Below are 20,862 nucleotides of genomic sequence, written 5' to 3'. Positions count from 1 at the left end.
TGGCAGGTTAAAGCGAGGCGTGGTTTTAATGACTATCAAATGGCAGGCGCACGCGTAGGCGTGCGTATTGATAGTAATAAATGGCAGGGAGCAATGGCTGACGACTTATAACGCGGTCATGTTGTTATAAAATGGCAGATAGAAAGGTGTTCTAATAGGCAGGGTGAATTGTAATTTTTATGAAATAATTATTGTTCTGTGACGTTCGCGCGACTGCTCAGCGGGCTTTTTATTTTTTGTGTCAGGCAGTAGCCACGGTTACGCACCGCGCGGAACAGGCGTTCGCCATCATTCACGCGTTTGAACTTGTCCTGCAATCGGCTAAGACACATTTCAAGCCCGCGATAGAGGTCGGGCTCACGTCCGATGTTGCGGATAAGTTCTTCCTTGCTGACCACACGTTCTTCATGGTTCAACATTTTCTTGATCAATGCCGACTCAATAGTGGTCAAGGAAATGCGTAGCCCACCTTTCACCAGCGCACGATCTTGCTGGGTAAGTAGCCAGACATCGGGGCCGCGTAATGCAGAGGATGAGTTAACTGTTTCCGTGGTGGTGTTATTCAGGTCCGGGTGTGTGACGTCTGATTTTAGAGCCGTGATGTTAGGTTTTTTTGACGCGTCGTAAAGTTGTCGGGTCAGTCGATTACTGGCTTCGTAAAGTCTTTTGGCGGCGACATAGTTACTGAGCCACAGATTGAAATTCTGCTCTTTGGTAACGGCGTAGGAACTGGTCGAAGCGTCCGATGTTTTTTCCACGGTTTCGATCAGCGGCCCGCTGTCGACGTCGTAATGTAAAAATGCCACATTTGGCGTGAAATCGTGCAGTGCGATTGACGGGTACGTCGATGTAAATGTGTGTTTCTTGAGAGAACTCATGGCATTCACCGATTCCAGGAAAGTACGGGGGTTCATAAACTATCAGCAGGGGAGAAGTAGGGGCCCTGAAAATAGTCAAAAGGCAAGCGTCTGGCGAGAAGTGCGCTGTCGGCGTGCTCGACGTTGTCGGCGATGAAGGAGACCCGGGTGGTGCTCATCAGCCCCAGCATCTGGTCGTAAAGCCGGTCGAACAGGCCCGAGCGGGTGTTCAGACTGAGCCTGAGGGCCGAGTCTGGAAAAGGCATTTTTATATAGTCATAAAGACTCAAGTCGATCAGCAGGTCGGTGTTTTTTGTATTTAATGTGTAATTGTTATAGGCAAGCTTCAGGTTGCTCTGGTCTTTCAGGCTATACAGTTGACGGATCATGCTCCGGCGTTCCAGCGGGCCCGGAAGGGTGTCCAGTGTGTTTTCAACGCTGACAATGAGTTGTTGTCTGTTTTTTTCCAGCGTGTGTGAAGTATCGATAATTTCCTTGAGCAGGTCCTCATTCATCAACAGCGATTGCTCAACTCGGAAAAACTTGTGGAGGCCCGGGCTTTTGTCCGCGCGCAAACGTTTACTTGTGCGGGCAAATGAACTCGGCCTGGCATGTTGCAGGGCTTCGCTGTAGGCGTCTTTAAGTTGTTCGGAATAAAACGGGCAGGCGTCATCACGCGGGCTGTCGAGCGCAGGCTCGGCGTGGACGCGGATCTCACTGCCCCACAGCGTGCAACTTCGTTCAAGTATCGCTTGCCGCGAAAAGGTGAAGCAGGCTGACGCCTCACGTAATAAGGTTCCGCTATTCACGGTTCGACCGCTCCCTGACGGGGTGGATATGATTAACCGAAGCCAGCCCTCTGCTTAGTTTGTAGCCGTAACCGCGAATGCTCTGAATTATATTGCTTCCGTAATGTGATTTTATTTTGCCACGTAACCGGCTAATCGATTTTTCGAGGGCCCTTGAATCATAAAATCGGGGATTCAGCCCCATTACCACGGCGATTTCATCATGGCTGAGCAATCGATTATGAATGAGCGCTTCCAGTACTTTCATTTCGACAAAGGACACTTCGAGCTTTTTGCCACCCCCGTAGATGCACATGCGGTCCTGATCGAGTAGCAAATCAGTATTACTTAGCCAGTATGTCTCGCTGAGGAACGCGGCAAACAGGGCAAGTTTTTTCTCGGGCGAGCTCTCGACGACCTTTATGCAGTAATCGGCGCCTGCGAGATAATATTTGGTTTTGCTTAGTGTAGTGGCGAAGGTGACAACCAGGAAAATGGTGCTGCCAGGATTTTCCGATCTGGTTTTTTTAATGATGTCCAGCGTTTGGGTGCTGGCAGAGGGGGTGTCGATCTCTATGATGATGGCACGGTAATGTCCATGGCTTGCATAGGGACCGATTAGTTGGCCGTAGGAGCGTGTATCGACTTTTAGATTTTTCGGTACAGTACGAACTATAAGCTCGCTGAAGTCCTCGGATTTCGATGGGGTCCGTGCAATAGCGAGGACGTTGGAAAAATGCATCACGTTGCTCCCTTTTCCGGCATGCGAGGCCGTCAATTCAATCGCTGCAGGCGTTTAGATGTTAATCGAATTGAATACGCCAAAACGTGACAAATTTTAACATTCGGCACTTTATTTGCGGGGGGTAAGGCGGATTTCAGGCGGGTGTTGAGAGCGGGTTTGTGGACCGGAGTACTCATATGCTAGTGCAAATTTTTTAGTGTGCGATAAGTATTTTAGGCGGGTTGATTTTTTTTGGCTGGAATGATTTAAGCCTTCTAGTCCCTTAGCTCTAAAAATGCTTATACGTGACTATTTATAATAATCCAGCAAGGCGATAGCGGGCGTCGTGTGCTGGGGGATGCTCGCGCGGTCGGCCAGGTAGCGCGCCGGCGGTTGGCCGATGGCCTTGCGGAACATGGTGATAAAGCCGCTGGCGTTTTCATAGCCGAGGTCCAGCGCCACCGTCTGCACACTTTCGCCTTTCGCCAGGCGCTGCAGTGACAGGATCACATGCAGTTGCCTGCGCCAGCGGCCGAAACTCAGGCCGATCTCCTCCAGCAACAAGCGCGTCATGCTGCGTTCGCTCATGCCGATGCGTACGGCCCATTCGCCCAGGGTGGCCTTGTCGCTGGGGTTGGCCAGCAAACTGTCGGCCAGGCGCCGCAGCCGAGTGTCCCGGGGCATGGGCAGGTGCAGGGCCTCCACCGGTGCCAGTGCCAGTTCGTCCAGCAGCGTGGCCACCAACCGGCCCTGGGCGCCCTCGGTGTCGTACAGCGGCGGGAAGCTGACGGCCTTGCTGATCAATTCGTGTAACAACGGCGATACCGCCAGGGTGCAGCATTGCCGGGGCAGGGCGCCGGCAGCGTCGGGGTCGACCAACAGACAGTAGACATCCGCTGCCCCCGACCCGCGCGCGGCATGGGAAAGGCCGCCCGGAATCCACAACGCGCACTGGGGGGGCACGATCCAGATACCTTCTTCGATGACGCAATGAATCACCCCGCGCAATGTGTACATCAACTGGCCCTTGCGGTGCTGGTGCGGTGCGTGCTCCCAACTCGCAGAGGTGCTTGAAGCGCTCACTGCAACCACCGCACGGGGAATTGCATCGGCGAGGGCCGGGCGCAAGGGGTCACGGGTTTCGAGGCGGTGGTTGTACATGGCGGCGCGGCGTCTTGGCTGGAATGCGAAACATTCTGGCCATTCTGTGCAATGGCGTCCAGTGATGGCATGGCTATCATGAGAAACATTCTCGTTAAAGGAGCTTCCCATGCAACTCGACAGTTCAACATTCCCCGTGGTGAAAATCGTGTTTGACGCCCCCAGCGACACTCCCCCGCAAGATACCTTTGGCGCATTCGAAGCCTTGTTGCAGCGCGAGGAACCCTTCGTCCTGCTGTACGAGAAAGCCGTGGATGAAAGCACTCACGAGCATTCACACGAAGAACGCAAACAGGCCTCGATCTGGATGAAGAAGCACAAGGTGGCCCTGCGTACTTTCGTCAAAGGCATGATCCAGGTGGAGCCCAGCGCAGCCAAGCGCCTGGCGCTCAAGCCGTTTGCCGTGATGTTCGGCAAGGCGTGGGGCTACCCGTTGCTGGTGGTGGAATCCACGGATCAGGCCTGGGCATTGGCGCGGGATGTGCTGGATACCCAGGTGTCGGATGTGGCGCACTATTGAGTGTGGGGCGCTGCCGTGCTGCCGCGTACTGTGAGTTCGAACGGCACTACAACCTGACGCTCCGACAGCGGCGTTTTCTCGATCAGTGCGATGAGCATCTCGACCGCCTTGCGGCCGAAGATTTCGGCAGGCTGGGCAATGGTGGTCAGCGGCGGGTCGCAGTAGGCGGCGAAGGGGATGTCATCAAAGCCCACCAGGGAAATATCCTGGGGCACGCGCAGGCCCTGTTGCTTGATGCGCTTCAAGGCGCCGATGGCCATTTCGTCGTTCTCGCAGAACAGCGCAGTGGGCCGCTTGGGCAGGGCGAGCATGTTGCCTGCGCCCTCGAAACCGGCGTGCAGGGTGAAGTCGCCGTGGCAGATAAGCGCCGGGTCGCGGGGGATGCCCGCCGCGAGCAAGGCATCTTCATAACCGGCCACGCGGTCACGGGTCAGTGGGCTGCTTTTCGGGCCTTTGATCAAGCCGATGCGGCGGTGGCCGAGGTCGATCAAGTGCTGGGTCATGGCCCGGGCGGCGCCACGGTTGTCGAGGCTGATGGTGGGGTGGCGACCGTCCTGGATCACCTCGCAGGCGTTCACCAGTGGCGGTGAGTCGCTGCAGTCGCTGAATGGGTCTGAGGCCCGCAACTGAATCACACCGTCGGCCTGATGAGCGTGGACCAGTTCGGCGAACTGTTTTTCGATTTCTGCCTGGCCCCGGGTGTCGCACAACAGCAACCGATAACCCGATGCCTGCGCCGCTTGCTGTGCACCGCTGATGACCCGGGCGAAAAACGTGTTGGCAATCGCCGGCACCAGGATCACCAGGTTGCCGGTGCGCCGCGAACGGAATTGCACCGCCATGCGGTTCGGCCGGTAGCCGGTCTGTTCCACGGCGGCGTTGACCTTGTCGCGGGTCTCGGGCAACACGCGTTCAGGGCTGGCCAGGGTCCTGGACACGGTGGCCACCGAGACCCCGGCCAGCCGGGCGACTTCACGAATATTGGACAAGACCACCTCGTTATCAGAACAGCAGCCTGCAAGTTTACCGCAGTCGGGGTTTGACACCGCGAGCAACCAGGCCTAAATTTCCGGCACGATGTAACCGGTTACATCATGATCGGTAATTGCCCATAAAGAGAAGACTTGCGATGACGGTTGCTGTGCAAAAAATAAGAATGGGCTTTGTTGGCGGCGGCGAAGGCGCCTTCATCGGCCAGGCTCACCGCCAGGCGGCGGGGCTGGATGGGTGTTATGAACTGGTGTGCGGTGCCTTCAGCCGTGAGCCCGAGAACAACCGGAGCACCGGCAATGCGCTGGGCCTGCCCGCGTCCCGCTGTTACAGCGAATGGCAGCAGATGCTCGCCGGCGAACAGGCGCTCCCGGCCGAGCAGCGCATGCAGCTGCTGGTGATCGTCACCCCCAATCATCTGCATGCACCGATTGCGACCCAGGCGCTGCAGGCGGGCTTCCACGTGTTCAGCGAGAAGCCGGCCGCGCTCAATCTTGTTGAAGTGCAGGCGCTGGCAGAGGTTGTCAAAAACAGTTCCGGGCTTTATGGGCTGGCACACACCTACCTGGGCTACCCGATGGTGTGGCAGGCCCGCGACATGGTGCGCAATGGCGTGATCGGCGCGTTGCGCAAAGTGATCGTCGAGTACCCACAAGGCTGGCTCAGCCAGGACGTGGCCGGGCAGGGCAACAAACAGGCGGACTGGCGCAGCCGGCCCGAGCTGTCGGGACTGGGCGGCTGCATCGGCGACATCGGCACCCACGCCTTTTCCCTGGCCGAGTTCATCGCCGACCAACCGATCGAACAGCTTTGCGCGAGCCTGGGCATCCATGTACCCGGTCGGCAACTGGATGACGATGCCGCCATGCTGTTCAAGATGGCCTCCGGCGCGAGCGGCGTGCTGATCGCCAGCCAAGTGTGTGCCGGTGAAGAGAACCCGCTGAAGATCCGCCTCTATGGCGACAAGGGCGGCCTGGAATGGCGCCAGGAAGAACCCGCCAGTCTGATCCATCGTTCCCTCGACCAACCGCTGCGCATCCTGCGTTCCGGCGTCGGCCAGCCCTGGCTGTGCGACGGGGCATTGCAGCGCATGCGCCTGCCCGCCGGGCATCCCGAGGGTTACCTGGAAGCCATGGCCAACCTCTACCGCGACTTCGCCAAGGCCATTCGCCAGGGCACCGAGGCCGAAGGTGTACCCGGCATCGAAGTCGGCGTGCGCGGCATGGCCTTTATCGAAGCGGTGATCGCCAACCATCGCGGCGAGGCGAAGTGGACCACCCTGGCGAACCACCCATGAAGGAGACTACAGACATGCGCGGCCCAGGCATTTTTCTCGCCCAGTTCATCTCGGACGAAGCGCCTTTCGACACCCTGGCCAACATCGCCCAATGGGCGGCGTCCCAGGGCTACAAGGCGATCCAGTTGCCCACACTCGGCACCCGCTACATTGACCTGGCCCGCGCTGCAGAAAGCCAGGCCTACTGCGATGAACTCAAGGCGACCTGCGCCCATGCCGGCGTCGAAATCAGCGAGCTATCGACCCACCTGCAGGGCCAACTTGTGGCCGTGCACCCGGCATTCGACACGCTGTTCGACGACTTCGCCCCGGCCCATCTGCGCGGCCAGCCCCAGGCACGGACCGAGTGGGCCATCGACCAATTGAAACTCGCCGCCCGCGCCAGCCAGCGCCTTGGCTTGACGGCCCACGCGACCTTCTCCGGCGCGCTGCTCTGGCCGTACATCTACCCCTGGCCACAACGCCCCAGCGGCCTGGTGGAGCAAGGCTTTGCCGAGTTGGCCAAGCGCTGGCTGCCGATTCTCGATTGCTTCGAGGCGGCCGGCGTCGACCTGTGCTACGAAATCCACCCCGGCGAAGACCTTCACGACGGCGCCTCTTTCGAGCGCTTCCTCGAAGCCGTCGACCACCATCCCCGGGCCAACATTCTCTACGACCCCAGCCACCTGCTGCTGCAGCAAATGGATTACCTGGGCTTCATCGACCGCTACCACGCGCGCATCCGCATGTTCCACGTCAAGGACGCCGAGTTTCGCCCCGACGCGCGCTCCGGCGTGTATGGCGGCTACCAAGGATGGGTCGACCGCCCTGGCCGTTTTCGCTCATTGGGCGATGGTCAGATCGACTTCAAATCGATCTTCAGCAAGCTCACCCAATACGACTTCAACGGTTGGGCCGTGCTGGAGTGGGAGTGCTGCCTGAAGGACGCGCAACAAGGCGCGGCAGAAGGGGCGGAGTTCATCCGCCAGCACATGATCCGCAAGACCAGCAAGGCATTCGATGACTTCGCCGGCGTGACATCCGACGAGCAATCCAACCGACGGCTGCTGGGCCTGCCCGACGCCTGAACAGCGCTTCTGACTCAAAATAACAATAAAACGGTGACCACAATGAAAGCGCGACTGAGCGTCATGATGTTCCTGCAATTCTTCATCTGGGGCGGCTGGTTCGTCACCCTCGGCACCTTCCTCGCCAGCAACCTGGGGGCCAGCGGCGGGCAGATCGGCATGGCGTTTTCCACCCAGTCGTGGGGGGCGATCATCGCCCCGTTTATCATCGGCCTGATCGCCGACCGCTACTTCAACGCCGAGCGCATCCTGGCGGTGCTGCACCTGATCGGCGCGGTGCTGCTGTACCAGCTGTACCGCGCGCCGGACTTCGTCGGCTTTTATCCCTACGTGCTGGCATACATGGTCATCTACATGCCGACCCTGGCACTGGTTAACTCGGTGGCCTTCCGGCAAATGAGCGACCCGGCCCAGGAGTTTTCGCGCATCCGTGTGTGGGGCACCCTGGGCTGGATTGTTGCGGGGCTGGTGATCAGCTTTGTGTTCGCCTGGGATTCGCAGCAGTCGATCACCACGGGCGCGTTGCGCAACACCTTCCTGATGTCTGCCATCGCGTCAGTGGTGCTGGGTTTCTACTGCTTCACCTTGCCGCGTACCGCGCCCTTGAAAGCCGAGGCGGGCAAGGGTGATATCAAGCAACTGCTCGGGCTGGATGCGCTGGGGTTGCTCAAGGATCGCAGCTACCTGGTGTTCTTCATCGCCTCGATCCTGATCTGCATTCCCCTGGCGTTCTACTACCAGAACGCCAACCCGTTTCTCGCGGAAATCGGCGTGACCAACCCCACGGCAAAAATGGCCATTGGGCAAGTGTCCGAGGTGCTGTTCATGCTGCTATTGCCGCTGTTCATCCAGCGTTTTGGCATCAAGGTCGCGCTGTTGGTGGGCATGCTGGCGTGGGCGCTGCGCTATGCACTGTTCGCCTACGGCAATAATGGCGAGCTGGCCTTCATGCTGTTTACCGGGATTGCGCTGCATGGCATCTGCTATGACTTCTTCTTTGTCTCGGGGCAGATCTACACCGACGCGAAAGCGCCGGAGCGCTTCAGGAGTTCGGCGCAGGGGCTGATTACCCTGGCTACGTACGGTGTGGGCATGTTGATTGGGTTCTGGGTGGCAGGGCAGGTGACCGACCACTATGTGGCGGCGGGTGGCAGCCATGACTGGCGCAGCATCTGGTTGTTTCCGGCGGGGTTTGCGCTGGTGATCTTTTTTTGTTTTTCGCTGGCGTTCAAGGGGCGGGAGCGGGTGGCAGCAGAGCCGGCTGATTGATGCATGGCGCCCGCAAAGCGGCGTTGCGCAGCGTTGGTATCGCGCTAGAATGGCCCGGCGCAGCGAGTCGACTGTGCGGCCAGAATGTTTGAAGGAGACGCTAATTGCTGTGCAACCAGTGCGAAGAAGAACACCGGATTGACGAGATGGAGCTGGCGTTTCGACGTCCTGATGCCGTTATGGCGCTATCGCAAGACGACAGAGAGAGTGGGGTCCAGGAGAACAATGACCTGGCCATCATCTGCGGTAAGCAATTTTTCATTCGTGCGTTGCTGCCATTGCCGGTGCTGGGTCGCGAGGAGGTTTTTCACATCGGTATTTGGGTCAGGATCGAGCAGTTGGATTTTGAGCGGGTTTACGAACTCTGGGATGACCCGCAGCAATCAAGCGAACCACCGTTTTCGGTGACGATTGCCAATGACATCCCGGGTCTGCCTGCAACATGTGGGCTCCCCGCCATGCTGAACCTGACTGACCCGGCTAACCGGCCAAAGGTGACGCTGATCGCGAGTAACCATCCGCTGTCGCTTGAGCAATGCCGAGGCATTACGGCGCATCGTGCACACGAATATGTGGTGTGGACACGTTGACGCCACTGCCAGTAGAGACCATAAGAAACGCTGCGACCGAATGCCCGACTCTTCATGGATCGACCAACAGTTAAAGTCTGAGTAAACGAAGACCTCGTTGTGCGCGCCTGCGCGTTTCTACCCCCTGGGTTTCAGGTATCCTCCGCGCCCGCCAATCACTATTTTCCAAACCATGCCAGAACACAACATGCAGGCCCTGTTGGAGTCGATCCTCGACGAAGTCCGTCCACTGATCGGCCTCGGCAAGGTCGCCGACTACATCCCCGCGCTCGCCGACGTGCCGGCCCAGCAACTGGGCATTGCCGTGTATGGCAATGACGGCTCGTCCTACTGCGCGGGTGATGCTCACACCTTGTTCTCCGTACAGAGCATCTCCAAGGTATTCAGCCTGGTGCAGGCCATCGACCATGGCGGCGAAAGCATCTGGGAACGCCTGGGCCACGAACCGTCGGGGCAGCCGTTCAACTCCATGGTGCAACTGGAGTTCGAGCGTGGGCGGCCACGCAACCCGTTTATCAACGCCGGTGCGCTGGTGATCTGCGACATCAACCAATCGCGCTTTGCCGTGCCGATTTTGTCCATGCGTGATTTTGTGCGGCGGCTGTCGGGCAACCCGCAGATCCTGGTCAACAGCGTGGTGGCCGAATCCGAAGCCCAGCACGGTGCGCGCAATGCGGCCATGGCGTACCTGATGAAGTCCTTCGGCAACTTCCACAATGACGTGGATGCAGTGCTGCACAGCTACTTCAACTACTGCGCGTTGCAGATGAGCTGCCTGGACCTGGCCAAGGCATTTTGCTTCCTGGCGAATGAGGGGGTGTGCACCCACAGCGGCGAGCAGATTCTGACGGCGCGCCAGACCAAGCAAGTGAACTCGATCATGGCCACCAGCGGGCTGTATGACGAGGCGGGGAATTTTGCGTATCGCGTTGGCTTGCCGGGCAAGAGCGGGGTAGGCGGCGGGATTCTCGCGGTGGTGCCGGGGCAGTTTACGGTGTGCGTGTGGTCGCCGGAGTTGAATGCGGCAGGCAATTCGCTGGCGGGGATGAAGGCGTTGGAGTTGTTGAGCGAGCGGATCGGATGGTCGGTTTTTTGAAGAGACTTGATCGCTCCCACGCTCTGCGTGGGAGCGCAGCCCTGGACGCTCTGCGTCTGCCTTTGTGACGCGGAGCGTCACGGTCTGCATTCCCACGCGGAGCGTGGGAACGAGCTCAGCGCGGGCTGGTTTGCGCGCATCGATCCAGCGCTTTGTCGACCAGCATCTGCACACCTTCCAGCATCCGGCAAATGCCCAGCGCCACGTTGCGCTGGGTACCATCGACTTCGAAGGCCAGGTGAGCGGCGATGACATTGATCGACGCCAGGTCTTGCGAGGCATTGGCCAGCAAGGTTTCCGTGTCCAGGTCCGTACGCACGGTAAATAATCCATCGAACGGTAGCTCGGTGGGTTCAGGCGGTTGGGGTTGGGCGTCAGGTTTCAGATAGTGGTGAATGGCGCGGTAAGCGGCTTCTTGAAGCCGGTCGGTGTGCGGTGGGGGATTGGGGCTGTCTTTAATCATGGTGAAGCTCCGTCGATAAGTGGAGCCACCACCGTTCGCGGTCAAACGAGGAGGGTGGCAGCTGTACGCGGGTTGACCGACCGGTTATCAACGAACCCGGCATACCCGAAGGTATCCCGCGCACAGCCGCCGCGACACGATACCTCAGGCATAAAAAAAACGCCTGGAATAGGTGTGGGCGTTGCAGTCGTCGATTGGTCGGACGGTCAAATCCGGTCGCTGAATTGGCAGCGACTGCGGGAGGTTAGTCAGCCCGGGTCCGACCGACAACCTGAAACAGTTGTCGGAAAAATCCGAGCATGTCTCCCTCAGTCAGAGACGGTCCATGTTGCACAATCGTGTGGTCCAGGCCACCGCCAAGTCGGTGCTCCGGCTATTGATCGCTCCCACGCTCTGCGTGGGAGCGCAGCCCTGGACGCTCTGCGTCTGCCTTTGTGACGCGGAGCGTCACCGTAGGCATTCCCACGCGGAGCGTGGGAACGAGCTTAAAATCCGAGTGCGTCTCCCTGTCGAGGAGAGTGCTGCTACCATCGACGCAATCCCTCATCAGTCAGAGACAATCCATGTTGCCTAATCGCGTGGTCCAGGCCGCCGCCAAGTCGGTGCTGCAGCAGCTCGTTACGCGGATCACGCCACAGTCCACCGAAGCCTCCATCGCCGAAATGGCGACGCAGATGCTCGCGTATTCCGGCTATCCGCAGACCTGGTATTACGACTGCCCGGCCTTTGTATTGCTGGGTTCGCGCAGTGCGCTTTCGGTGTCGGGACGCGACTATCGGCCCAGTGATGAAGCCGTTGGTTTACACAATCTGATCACGGTGGATTTGAGCCCGAGAGCAGGCAATGTGTGGGGCGACTGTGCCCGCTCTTTCTATGTGGAGGAGGGCGTGTGCCGGGCGGTGCCGGTGGGGGCCGAGTTCAGCAGGGGTTATGAAGTCGAGCACCTGCTACACGCGATGATGCGCACATTCGCCCGGCCTGAAACCACGTTCAACGATCTCCACGCGTTCGCCAATGACCTGATCGCATCCGAGGGTTTCGAGAACCTCGATTTCGCCGGCAACGTCGGCCACAGCATCTGCGAGCAGCGTGACCAAAGGCTCTACATCGAGGCGGGCAATCATCGGCGCCTGGAGGAGGTGACGTGCTTTACCTTCGAGCCGCATGCTCGCGAGCGAGGCGGTCGCTGGGGCTACAAGCATGAAAATATCTATTTCTTCAGTGATGAGGGAAAGGTCTGCGAGCTTTGACGAAGGCGCCGGTCTCCTGAGGACACGCGGCGCCTTCGGTTTTTTCGCGAGCAAGCTCGCTCCTACAGGGAGAGGCGATCCAGCAGGCTGTACCACGCCACGCCCGCGCCGATGTAGAAGCGTTGCAAGCCATGCAGTGGCAACCGCTGCAAAGGCGTTACCGGGTAAGCGAAGTCGGAGCGGCTGTCACACAGGCGCCCGGCCAATTGCTGGCCGAGGCTGGTGCACAAGGCAATCCCGCGTCCGTTACAGCCCAATGCCAGGGTCAGGCCGGGTGCGGGCTCGTGGACGTGGGGCATAAAGTCCCGGGTGATCGCGATCCGGCCCGCCCAGCGGTACTCGAAGTCCAGCTTGCCCAGCTGGGGAAACAACAGTGCCAGCGAACGTTCCAGGTGCGCAAAATCCGTGGGCCCGGTGGGATCTTCGAACAACCCGCGCCCGCCCATCAGCAGGCGGCCATGGGCATCCTTGCGAAAGTAAAGCAACAGGCGCTGTGCGGTTGAGACGGTTTCCTGCCCCGGCAAAATGCTCTCGGCCCCAGGCCCGCTCAAGGGCCGGGTGGCGACGATAAAACTGTTGGCCGCCAGCACACTCTGGGCCATGCCTGGCCACAAGTCGCCGCTGTAGCCGTTGGTGGCCAGTACCACCTGGCCGGCCGACACCTGCGCGCCGCTCGCGGTCTGCAACTTCCAGCCCGCGCCCGCCTGTTGCATCGCGGTCACTGCGCTCTGCCCATGAATGCGCACGCCCGCCGCCTGGGCTGCACGCACCAGGCCCCGAGCATAGGCCAAGGGTTGGATGGCGCCCGCGCGACCGTCCAGCCAGCCACCGGCAAACGCCTGGCTGCCCATGCGGGCGGACACCGCGCCGGCATCCAGGCGCTGCACCGGCACCCCGCGACGCGCCCACTGTTCGGCCCGGGCGTGCAGGCCCGCCACGCCTTTTTCGGAATAGGAAACCTGCATCCAGCCCTTGCGTGTGGGCGCACAGTCAATGCCATGGCGCTCGATCAGGTTGAACACCAGGTCTGCCGAGTTGGACACGGTGTTGATCAGTGGCTCGGCGCGCTCGGCACCGTACATCTGCACCAGTTGATCCGGGTCGTATTTGAGTGTCGGGTTGACCTGCCCGCCATTGCGCCCCGACGCGCCCCAGCCAGGTTCGTTGGCCTCCAGCACGCACACGCTGACGCCGCGCTCCGCCAGGTGCAGCGCCGTGGACAAACCGGTATACCCGGCGCCGACGATGGCCACGTCCACCTTCAATGACTCAGCCAGCGCGGGTGTCGGCGGTGCAGCGGGCGCCGTCGCGGCCCAGAGTGACTTCATGACAGGCTCCGGGTATTGGCCGTCGGGTGCAGCACGCGGCGCAGGAAGTCCTGGGTGCGCGGTTGTTGCGGGTTGCCCAGCACCTGCTCGGCCGGCCCGCTTTCCACGATGTAGCCGCCGTGCAGGAAGCACACGCGGTCGGCCACTTCCCGGGCAAAGCCCATTTCGTGGGTCACCACGATCATGGTCATGCCTTCGTCCGCGAGGGTGCGCATGACCTCCAGCACATCGCCCACCAGTTCCGGGTCGAGGGCCGAAGTGGGTTCGTCGAACAGCATGGCGTCGGGTTTCATCGCCAGTGCGCGGGCGATGGCCACCCGCTGTTGCTGGCCGCCGGAGAGTTGTTCCGGGTAGGCATCGGCCTTGGCCGACAGGCCGACTTTATCCAGCAGCGCCAAGGCTTCTTCCCGGGCCTGTTGCAGCGGTTCGCCCTTGACGTACACCGGGCCTTCCATCACGTTTTCCAGCACGGTGCGATGGGGGAACAGGTTGAAGCGCTGGAACACCATGCCCATGCGGCTGCGCAGGGCGTGTACGGTCTTGCTGCCACGTTGCACGGTTTCGCCGAACACGTTGATGGTGCCGCCATCGTAGGCTTCCAGGGCGTTGATGCAGCGCAGCAAGGTGGATTTGCCCGAGCCGGACGGGCCGATCAGGCACACCACTTCGCCCTTGGCCACGTCCAGGTCGACGCCGTGCAGCACGCGATGGGTGCCGTAGTGCTTTTGCAGTTGGCGAATCTCGATCATGCTTTTTTCCTCCGGCCCAGGTGCTGTTCCATGCGGCGCAGGCCATACACCAGCGGCAGGCTCATCAGCAGGTAGAGCAGGGCGACCAGGGTGTAGACGGTCATGTTCTGGAAGGTGGACGAGGCGATCAGTTGGCCCTGGCGCGTCATCTCGGCCACGGTGATGGTCGACACCAGCGATGAGTCCTTGAGCATCATCACCAGGGTGTTGCCGTAGGGCGGCAAGGCGATGCGAAACGCCTGGGGCAGGATTACCCGGCGCATCATCAGCACCGAGCGCATGCCCAGGGCTTCGGCGGCTTCACGCTGGCCCTGTTCGACGGCGATGATGCCGGTACGGAAGTTCTCCGCCTGGTACGCCGAGTAGGCGATGCCCATGCCGATCACACCCGCCTGGAATGCACTGAGGTGCACGCCCATGTCCGGCAACACGAAGTAGATGTAGAACAGCTGCACGATGATCGGCAGGCCGCGAATCACATTGATCACGGTGCTCGCCGCCCACGACAGCGCCTTGATCGGCGACAGTTTGAGCAGCGCCAGCACCAGGCCGATCGCGCTGCTGAGCAGGAACGACAGCACGGTGATCTGGATCGTCACCCAGGCGCCTTGCAGCAGGATCGGCAGGAAGTCCTGGGCGTTTTGCAGGAATTCAGCCGGGTTCATGGCTGCACCTGGGCATCAAGCCCCCACTTCTTCAGGATCGCGTCCAGGGTGCCGTCGGCCTTGATGCTGGCGATGGCCTGGTTCAGGCGTGCGAGGGTTTCGCTGTCGCCTTTGCGCACCACCAGGCACACCTCGCCGACGTTCACCGGCTTGTAGTCGGCGGCGAGCTTCACGCCCTTGAACAGCTTCTGGCGGATCTGGTACGCCACCACCGGCTGGTCACCCACGGCGGCCTTGATGCGGCCCAGGCTCAGGTCGCGGACCATTTCGCCGATGGAGTCGTAGGTGCGGATTTCCTTGAAGATTCCCAGCTTGTTGAGCATGTCGTAGAAGATCGTGCCGGCTTGTACGCCCACTACCTGGTCCTTCAAGGAGCTGAGGTCGGTATAGGTCGCGTTGTCGTCGGCACTCACGATCAGCCCTTCACCGTAGGCGTACACCGGCGCGCTGAAGTCCACCACTTGGGCACGCTCCGGGGTCTTGAGCATGCCGGCGGCGATGAAGTCGAGCTTGCCCGAGGTGAGGGACGGGATCAGCGCGGCAAAGTTGGTCTGCTCGATTTCGCTGGTGAAACCACCGGCCTTGCCCACGGCATTGGCGACGTCGACCATCACGCCCTGAATGCTGTTGCTCTTGATATCGAGGAAGGTGAACGGCGAACCGCTGGCCGTTGCACCGACTTTGTACGAGGCTGCACCGGCGGCGTGCACGGTGGCCACGCAAAAGGTGGCGCAAAGACCGAAGGCGAGGCGGCGAAACAAGGGCGAAAGACTGTTCATCGGGTTACTCCAGAAGGAAAACGGATCGTCAGTACCGCGAGCGGTTACCGAGCAAACCGCAAGCTCTGTGCCATTTCGATTAAATAAAATCGTTTTACGCTATGGAAATTGAACAAAATGAACCATTCGTATCGGTATGCGATTTTTAGTAGTCGAATTTCGCGATTTCGTGTAGAAATATCGCCACGCTTGATCGACCTGACCGCGAGTTCGCCATGTCCGAAGAACGCAACAGCTTGCACAACCAATCCCTGGAAAAAGGCCTGTCGGTGCTCAAGGCATTCAGCGCACAGCGCCGCAGCATGAGCCTTGCAGAGGTGGCCGAGGCCGCCGGTATGACCAAAAGCTCGGCCCAGCGCATGGTGTTTACCCTCGAGAGCCTGGGTTACCTTCGGAAACACTCGCGCACCCGTCATTACCAACTCACACCACGGGTGCTGGAGTTGGGCTTCAGTTATCTGGATGCGCATTCGCTGATTGAAGTGGCTAACCCGTTCCTCTCGGAATTGACCCGCCTGACGGGAGAAACCTCGTGCCTGACCGAGCCTGCGGGTTACGACATGACGTATATCGCGCGGTTTGTCAGCTCGGGCTTCGTGCCGGTACACATGCCGATTGGCTCGCGGGTGCCGATGTATTGCACGGCGTCGGGGCGCGCGTATCTGAGTGCGTTGCCGCAGGATGAGGCGCTGGCATTGATCGAGCACAGCCAGCGGGTGGCGCACACCAGCCAGACGTTGACTGAGGTCGACAGGATCATGGAGTCGTTGCAGCAGGTGCGCGAGCAGGGCTATGCGGTGAATGGCCAGGAACTGTTCCTGGGGGACATGACCATCGGCGCGCCGGTGCTGGGGGCGAACGGTCGGCCGGTGGCGGCGGTGCATGTGGTGGCGCCGACCAGTCGCTGGAGCCGGGCGGATGCAGAGAAACAGTTGGCGCCGGCGTTGTTGCAGTGCTCAAGGGCGTTGAGCAATTCGGCGCGTAACCTGGAGTAACCCGCTCTCAAGAACACAGAAAATCCAAAATGTGGGAGCGGGCTTGCTCGCGAATGCGGTGTATCAGTCGCCAGATGCAGTGACTGGCACACCGCATTCGCGAGCAAGCCCGCTCCCACATTTTGATCTTCATTGTTCTTTGATATTTATGTGAGCCCCAACAAAAAATGCGCCCCTGAGGGCGCATTTTTTTGTTCGGTCAACTATCGCCTGTCAGGCAATCGCATCCCAGGCACGGTCACCGTTCTCGTCTTTGATCCGAGTCGGCAAGCCCATCACGTCCAGCGCCTTCAGGAACGGCTCAGCCGGCAGTTCCTCGACGTTGGCCATGTGCTTCACGTCCCACTCGCCACGGGCAACCAGCAACGCTGCGGCTACCGGCGGTACGCCGGCGGTGTAGGAAATGCCCTGGCTGTCGGTCTCGGCGAAGGCTTCTTCGTGGCAGGCCACGTTGTAGATGAACAGCTCGCGTGGCTGGCCATCCTTGGTGCCCTTGACCAGGTCGCCGATGCAGGTCTTGCCGGTGTAGCCAGGCGCCAGCGACGACGGGTCGGGCAGCACGGCCTTGACCAGTTTCAGCGGCACGACTTCCAGGCCTTCGGCGGTGGTGACCGGTTTTTCGGAGAGCAGGCCGAGGTTTTTCAGCACGGTGAACACGTTGATGTAGTGTTCGCCGAAGCTCATCCAGAAACGCACATTGGGCACGTCGAGGTTTTTCGACAGCGAGTGCACTTCATCGTGGCCGGTCAGGTACAGGTTCTGCGAACCGACCACAGGCAGGTCGTCGGTGCGTTTGACTTCGAACATGGTGTTGCTGGTCCACTGGCTGTTCTGCCAGCTCCACACCTGTCCGGTGAATTCGCGGAAGTTGATTTCCGGGTCGAAATTGGTGGCGAAATATTTGCCATGGGAGCCGGCATTGACGTCGAGAATGTCGATCGAATCAATGCGGTCGAAATGCTTTTGTTGCGCCAGCGCTGCATAAGCGTTGACCACACCCGGGTCGAAGCCCACGCCAAGGATGGCCGTGATGTTCTTCTGTTTGCACTCTTCCAGGTGGTTCCATTCGTAGTTGCCGTACCACGGCGGGGTCTCGCAGACCTTGCCCGGCTCTTCGTGGATGGCGGTGTCGAGGTACGCCACGCCGGTGTCGATGCAGGCACGCAGTACCGACATGTTGAGGAACGCGGAACCGACGTTGATGACGATCTGCGATTCAGTCTCGCGGATCAGTGCCTTGGTCGCTTCCACGTCCAAAGCGTTCAGCGCGAAGGCCTGGATGTCGGCGGGTACCTTGAGGCTACCCTTGGCCTTGACGCTGTCGATGATGGCCTGGCATTTGGAGATGTTGCGCGACGCGATAGCAATACGACCGAGTTCGTCGTTGTGCTGCGCGCACTTGTGGGCCACCACCTTGGCGACACCTCCTGCACCAATGATAAGAACGTTCTTTTTCAATTGCTTTATCTCTCCTTTATCTGTCCGCTTTACGAAAGGCTGGACAGGTAGTCGTCGTAACCAAATTCACGAACCACTTCGACTGTACCGTCGAGTTGTTTCACTACGATGGACGGCATTTTCAGGCCGTTGAACCAGTTTTTCTTGACCATGGTGTAGCCTGCCGTGTCGATGAACGACAGTCGATCGCCGATGGCCAGCGGCTGATCAAATTGGTACTCACCGAAGATGTCCCCGGCCAGGCACGACTTGCCGCACACCATGTAGGTGTGTTCGCCATTGCTTGGCGCCAGCTTGGCGTTCAGGCGATAGATCAGCAGGTCCAGCAGGTGGGCTTCGATGGAGCTGTCTACCACGGCGAGGTTCTTGCCGTTGTAGAGGGTGTCGAGCACGGTCACTTCCAGGGAGGCGCTGTTGGTGATCGCCGCTTCGCCGGGTTCCAGGTACACCTGCACGTCGTACTTCTGCGAGAACGCCTTGAGGCGCTGGCAGAAGGCGTCGATGGCATAGCCTTCACCGGTGAAGTGGATGCCGCCGCCGAGGCTGACCCAGTTGACCTTGTGCAGCAGCGCGCCGAAGCGTTCTTCGATGGTGTTGAGCATCTGGTCGAACAGGTTGAAATCACCGTTCTCGCAGTTGTTGTGGAACATGAAACCGGAGATTTGCTCGATCACACCTTCGATCTTCACCGGGTCCCACTCGCCCAGACGGCTGAACGGGCGCGCCGGGTCGGCCAGCAGGTAGTCGGAGCTGCTCACTTGCGGGTTGACGCGCAGGCCACGGGTCTTGCCTTCGCTGCGCTCGGCAAAGCGCTGCAGTTGGCTGATGGAGTTGAAGATGATCTTGTCGCAGTTGTCGAGCATCTCTTCGATTTCATCGTCGGCCCAGGCCACGCTGTAGGCGTGGGCTTCACCTTCGAACTTCTGGCGACCCAGCTTGAGCTCGTACAGCGACGACGAGGTGGTGCCGTCCATGTATTCCTGCATCAGGTCGAACACAGACCAAGTGGCGAAGCATTTGAGGGCCAGAAGAGCCTTGGCGCCGGACTGTTCGCGCACGTAGGCGATCTTCTGCATGTTGACCAGAAGCTTCTGTTTGTCGATGAGGTAGTACGGCGTTTTGATCATTTTCAGAGCCTGCGGCGGTGCCTGCCAAAAAAGGACACGCATTGTGCCCGCACTTGGGACAGATCGAAAGGTTAGTCAGCGGAATTTGCTGGCCCGGTTATAAGCTGGCCTGTGAATATGACAGCCCGTAGGTATGATGAGCCGCTTTGATAACGGACCACGGCTTGGGCGACGAGAGGTGAGAATGGACGCATGGACGCTGCATTGGCTGGAAGCTTCGGGGAGCCTGGCGCAGTTTCGCCCGGAGTTGATCCGAGAGTTTGAGGTTGCCTACGAGGCAATCGCGCAACTGCTGCCGCCGCCGCGGCTGGACATTCTGATCCAGCGGTTGCCGGGGGAGACCCTTCCGGAACTCGGCCTGGTGGGCCGTGCTTATCGCAGCACGATGTTCAGCATGACCCTTGATCCCGATAACCCGAATTTCCTCACCAGCCTGCAAAGCGGTGCATTGCGTCGACACGTGGTGCATGAGGTGCACCATTGCCTGCGCATGGCGGGCCCCGGTTATGGCTGGACGCTGGGGGAGGCGATGGTCAGTGAGGGCCTGGCCGGGCAGTTTGTGCGGCAGGTGCTGGGCAGTGAGCCGGAGTTGTGGGAGCGGGCGCTTGCCCCCCAGGAACTGCTGAGTGCCCCGGTAGACCGCCAGCTTCTAGACGCCACGTATTACGATCACAGTGAATGGTTCTTTGGTACCGGCGCGCGGCCAAGATGGCTGGGATACACGCTGGGCTACCAGATGGTGGAGGCCTGGCTGGCAAAACAGGGCGAGGTGGACGCCGCCACATGGGTCAATGTACCCGCCCAAGACATACTCGCCAATGCCGCCAAAGCGGGGTTGGTGGCCTGACTTTGAAACACAAGCCCACCAAACAACCCCTATCCCCTGTGGGAGCTGTCGAGCCTCAGCGAGGCTGCGAAGGCGGCGGCACAGCCGATAAAATAAGCTGCCTGACACACCGCTATCGCAGCCTCGCTAAAGCTCGACAGCTCCCACATGACAAAAACGCACCCACACTGACATCAAACCGTCATCTCCCCCCGAACGTATTCAGGCCGGTTGTCGTTGATCACCTGCATGAAGCCTCCTGATCAATTAATGATTTAGCGTGAGTTGCATGTTCGTCCTGTACCGGCTCAAACCCGCAGCGCAGATAAAAGCTTGCGCCCTCGTGGGTGTCGGTAGACAGGCGCACGACATGGAAGGATTGCGCAGCGCGTGCCAAAAGCTGGCCTACCAACGCTTTGCCCACCTGGCGTCCCCTTGATGCCTGTGCGACGTACACCCGGCGCAGCCTGCCAACCTCCGGACCGGCGTAAGGGTCATGGGACAAACCGCCAACGGCGATCAACTGCCCGTTGCTGAATACACCCAAAAGACATTCGCCTGGCTGGTCAAAACGGTTGGCGCCGCTGGACCACTCTGCAACGAGTCGCGTGAGAAACCTGAATCCTTCGGCGACGGCTTCTGCTTCCAATACCAGGATCTCTTCGGGCAACGCCGAGAGGGTGCGTATCGACAAACCGTCCGTTGACCTATCCACTGTATTGACTCAATTCCCTATTCGATGCAGCGACTATAACGCTCTCCTGGTATCACGTATTGGTCTTCAACTTGGTCCACCACCGAGTGGCCAACCGTGCAATCGCCGGCGGCGTCACACCCAGGCTGCGTGCTGATCATGCAGTGGT

22 protein-coding genes are annotated in these 20,862 nt (G+C 59.9%); 9 read left to right on the top strand and 13 right to left on the bottom strand.

The features are described from left to right. Positions 1–188: 188 nt before the first annotated feature. The 4 genes from A462_RS15605 to A462_RS15620 all read right to left on the bottom strand — a co-directional run bounded on the left by A462_RS15605 (position 189) and on the right by A462_RS15620 (position 3,530). Positions 189–878: a winged helix-turn-helix domain-containing protein gene (locus tag A462_RS15605; protein WP_008435430.1), complete on the bottom strand. Its 690-nt coding sequence runs from the start codon at positions 876–878 to the stop codon at positions 189–191. Positions 879–910: 32 nt separating this feature from the next. Then, on the bottom strand, positions 911–1,666 hold the full coding sequence (locus tag A462_RS15610) for an EAL domain-containing protein (RefSeq protein WP_008435428.1): 756 nt from the start codon (positions 1,664–1,666) through the stop codon (positions 911–913). Next, a complete protein-coding gene (locus tag A462_RS15615) occupies positions 1,659–2,387 on the bottom strand; it encodes a winged helix-turn-helix domain-containing protein (protein ID WP_003211381.1) in 729 nt (242 codons plus the stop codon). The genes A462_RS15610 and A462_RS15615 overlap by 8 nt, the downstream gene beginning before the upstream one ends. Positions 2,388–2,678: 291 nt before the next feature. After that, positions 2,679–3,530, bottom strand: coding sequence for an AraC family transcriptional regulator (locus A462_RS15620; protein WP_008435424.1), 852 nt, complete (start codon positions 3,528–3,530; stop codon positions 2,679–2,681). A 109-nt stretch (positions 3,531–3,639) separates the two neighbouring features. Between A462_RS15620 and A462_RS15625 the strand changes: the two genes are divergently transcribed. After that, positions 3,640–4,050, top strand: coding sequence for a hypothetical protein (locus A462_RS15625; protein WP_008435423.1), 411 nt, complete (start codon positions 3,640–3,642; stop codon positions 4,048–4,050). Here the strand turns inward: A462_RS15625 and A462_RS15630 are convergent. Then, positions 4,044–5,039 (bottom strand): LacI family DNA-binding transcriptional regulator, encoded by a 996-nt coding sequence (locus A462_RS15630; RefSeq protein ID WP_008435422.1) that lies wholly within the window; start codon positions 5,037–5,039, stop codon positions 4,044–4,046. The genes A462_RS15625 and A462_RS15630 overlap by 7 nt on opposite strands. A gap of 167 nt (positions 5,040–5,206) precedes the next feature. Between A462_RS15630 and A462_RS15635 the strand changes: the two genes are divergently transcribed. From A462_RS15635 to glsB, 5 genes are all read left to right on the top strand, one after another. Beyond that, positions 5,207–6,337, top strand: coding sequence for a Gfo/Idh/MocA family protein (locus tag A462_RS15635; protein ID WP_008435421.1), 1,131 nt, complete (start codon positions 5,207–5,209; stop codon positions 6,335–6,337). Positions 6,338–6,351: 14 nt separating this feature from the next. Continuing rightward, a complete protein-coding gene (locus tag A462_RS15640) occupies positions 6,352–7,404 on the top strand; it encodes a sugar phosphate isomerase/epimerase family protein (protein WP_008435420.1) in 1,053 nt (350 codons plus the stop codon). A 42-nt stretch (positions 7,405–7,446) separates the two neighbouring features. Further along, entirely contained in the window at positions 7,447–8,673 is a 1,227-nt protein-coding gene (locus A462_RS15645; protein ID WP_008435419.1) for a nucleoside permease, read from the top strand. Positions 8,674–8,777: 104 nt separating this feature from the next. Next, a complete protein-coding gene (locus tag A462_RS15650) occupies positions 8,778–9,263 on the top strand; it encodes a DUF2199 domain-containing protein (protein WP_008435418.1) in 486 nt (161 codons plus the stop codon). A 187-nt stretch (positions 9,264–9,450) separates the two neighbouring features. Next, the gene (gene glsB, locus A462_RS15655) at positions 9,451–10,359 is read left to right on the top strand and encodes a glutaminase B (RefSeq protein WP_003211397.1); all 909 of its coding nucleotides are present in this window, start codon (positions 9,451–9,453) and stop codon (positions 10,357–10,359) included. 115 nt (positions 10,360–10,474) lie between these two features. On the opposite strand, the gene A462_RS15660 is transcribed toward glsB, so the two are convergent. Continuing rightward, on the bottom strand, positions 10,475–10,822 hold the full coding sequence (locus A462_RS15660) for a DUF6124 family protein (RefSeq protein WP_003211399.1): 348 nt from the start codon (positions 10,820–10,822) through the stop codon (positions 10,475–10,477). A 563-nt stretch (positions 10,823–11,385) separates the two neighbouring features. Here A462_RS15660 and A462_RS32910 point away from each other — a divergent pair. Then, on the top strand, positions 11,386–12,072 hold the full coding sequence (locus A462_RS32910; RefSeq protein WP_008435416.1) for a M24 family metallopeptidase: 687 nt from the start codon (positions 11,386–11,388) through the stop codon (positions 12,070–12,072). A gap of 62 nt (positions 12,073–12,134) precedes the next feature. Here the strand turns inward: A462_RS32910 and A462_RS15665 are convergent, their stop codons facing one another. The 4 genes from A462_RS15665 to A462_RS15680 are packed head-to-tail and all read right to left on the bottom strand — an operon-like array spanning position 12,135 to position 15,593. Further along, positions 12,135–13,400 carry an NAD(P)/FAD-dependent oxidoreductase gene (locus A462_RS15665; protein WP_008435415.1) on the bottom strand — a complete coding sequence of 422 codons (1,266 nt, stop codon included), beginning with the start codon at positions 13,398–13,400 and terminating at the stop codon, positions 12,135–12,137. Next, positions 13,397–14,149, bottom strand: a complete 753-nt coding sequence (locus A462_RS15670) for an amino acid ABC transporter ATP-binding protein (protein ID WP_008435413.1) — start codon at positions 14,147–14,149, stop codon at positions 13,397–13,399. The genes A462_RS15665 and A462_RS15670 overlap by 4 nt, the downstream gene beginning before the upstream one ends. Continuing rightward, complete coding sequence (gene ehuD / locus A462_RS15675; RefSeq protein WP_008435412.1) at positions 14,146–14,814, bottom strand: ectoine/hydroxyectoine ABC transporter permease subunit EhuD; 669 nt, start codon at positions 14,812–14,814, stop codon at positions 14,146–14,148. Before ehuD ends, A462_RS15670 begins: the two co-directional genes overlap by 4 nt. Next, complete coding sequence (locus A462_RS15680) at positions 14,811–15,593, bottom strand: ABC transporter substrate-binding protein (RefSeq protein ID WP_003211407.1); 783 nt, start codon at positions 15,591–15,593, stop codon at positions 14,811–14,813. The genes ehuD and A462_RS15680 overlap by 4 nt, the downstream gene beginning before the upstream one ends. Positions 15,594–15,808: 215 nt before the next feature. Here A462_RS15680 and A462_RS15685 point away from each other — a divergent pair, with 215 nt between their 5' ends. After that, positions 15,809–16,588: an IclR family transcriptional regulator gene (locus A462_RS15685; RefSeq protein ID WP_008435411.1), complete on the top strand. Its 780-nt coding sequence runs from the start codon at positions 15,809–15,811 to the stop codon at positions 16,586–16,588. A gap of 213 nt (positions 16,589–16,801) precedes the next feature. On the opposite strand, the gene A462_RS15690 is transcribed toward A462_RS15685, so the two are convergent. Both A462_RS15690 and A462_RS15695 read right to left on the bottom strand, forming a co-directional pair. Beyond that, positions 16,802–18,046, bottom strand: coding sequence for a saccharopine dehydrogenase family protein (locus tag A462_RS15690; RefSeq protein ID WP_003211412.1), 1,245 nt, complete (start codon positions 18,044–18,046; stop codon positions 16,802–16,804). Positions 18,047–18,075: 29 nt separating this feature from the next. After that, a complete protein-coding gene (locus tag A462_RS15695) occupies positions 18,076–19,173 on the bottom strand; it encodes a carboxynorspermidine decarboxylase (protein WP_003211413.1) in 1,098 nt (365 codons plus the stop codon). 184 nt (positions 19,174–19,357) lie between these two features. Here A462_RS15695 and A462_RS15700 point away from each other — a divergent pair, with 184 nt between their 5' ends. After that, positions 19,358–20,020 carry a DUF2268 domain-containing putative Zn-dependent protease gene (locus A462_RS15700; RefSeq protein ID WP_008435410.1) on the top strand — a complete coding sequence of 221 codons (663 nt, stop codon included), beginning with the start codon at positions 19,358–19,360 and terminating at the stop codon, positions 20,018–20,020. 220 nt (positions 20,021–20,240) lie between these two features. Here the strand turns inward: A462_RS15700 and A462_RS15705 are convergent, their stop codons facing one another. Beyond that, complete coding sequence (locus A462_RS15705) at positions 20,241–20,714, bottom strand: GNAT family N-acetyltransferase (protein WP_008435409.1); 474 nt, start codon at positions 20,712–20,714, stop codon at positions 20,241–20,243. Positions 20,715–20,862: the final 148 nt, after the last annotated feature.

Source organism: Pseudomonas sp. Ag1 (assembly GCF_000278565.1).
GTDB lineage: Bacteria > Pseudomonadota > Gammaproteobacteria > Pseudomonadales > Pseudomonadaceae > Aquipseudomonas.
This window is presented reverse-complemented; position numbering and strand designations above follow the sequence as displayed.

Coding starts and splice junctions, on each gene's coding strand:
- A462_RS15695 (WP_003211413.1), bottom strand. CDS start 19,173: ATGATCAAAACGCCGTACTACCTCATCGACAAACAGAAGCTTCTGGTC.
- A462_RS15615 (WP_003211381.1), bottom strand. CDS start 2,387: ATGCATTTTTCCAACGTCCTCGCTATTGCACGGACCCCATCGAAATCC.
- A462_RS15665 (WP_008435415.1), bottom strand. CDS start 13,400: ATGAAGTCACTCTGGGCCGCGACGGCGCCCGCTGCACCGCCGACACCC.
- A462_RS15660 (WP_003211399.1), bottom strand. CDS start 10,822: ATGATTAAAGACAGCCCCAATCCCCCACCGCACACCGACCGGCTTCAA.
- A462_RS15620 (WP_008435424.1), bottom strand. CDS start 3,530: ATGTACAACCACCGCCTCGAAACCCGTGACCCCTTGCGCCCGGCCCTC.
- A462_RS15645 (WP_008435419.1), top strand. CDS start 7,447: ATGAAAGCGCGACTGAGCGTCATGATGTTCCTGCAATTCTTCATCTGG.
- A462_RS15605 (WP_008435430.1), bottom strand. CDS start 878: ATGAGTTCTCTCAAGAAACACACATTTACATCGACGTACCCGTCAATC.
- A462_RS15635 (WP_008435421.1), top strand. CDS start 5,207: ATGGGCTTTGTTGGCGGCGGCGAAGGCGCCTTCATCGGCCAGGCTCAC.
- A462_RS15685 (WP_008435411.1), top strand. CDS start 15,809: ATGTCCGAAGAACGCAACAGCTTGCACAACCAATCCCTGGAAAAAGGC.
- A462_RS15640 (WP_008435420.1), top strand. CDS start 6,352: ATGCGCGGCCCAGGCATTTTTCTCGCCCAGTTCATCTCGGACGAAGCG.
- A462_RS15670 (WP_008435413.1), bottom strand. CDS start 14,149: ATGATCGAGATTCGCCAACTGCAAAAGCACTACGGCACCCATCGCGTG.
- A462_RS15680 (WP_003211407.1), bottom strand. CDS start 15,593: ATGAACAGTCTTTCGCCCTTGTTTCGCCGCCTCGCCTTCGGTCTTTGC.
- ehuD (WP_008435412.1), bottom strand. CDS start 14,814: ATGAACCCGGCTGAATTCCTGCAAAACGCCCAGGACTTCCTGCCGATC.
- glsB (WP_003211397.1), top strand. CDS start 9,451: ATGCAGGCCCTGTTGGAGTCGATCCTCGACGAAGTCCGTCCACTGATC.
- A462_RS32910 (WP_008435416.1), top strand. CDS start 11,386: ATGTTGCCTAATCGCGTGGTCCAGGCCGCCGCCAAGTCGGTGCTGCAG.
- A462_RS15625 (WP_008435423.1), top strand. CDS start 3,640: ATGCAACTCGACAGTTCAACATTCCCCGTGGTGAAAATCGTGTTTGAC.
- A462_RS15700 (WP_008435410.1), top strand. CDS start 19,358: ATGGACGCATGGACGCTGCATTGGCTGGAAGCTTCGGGGAGCCTGGCG.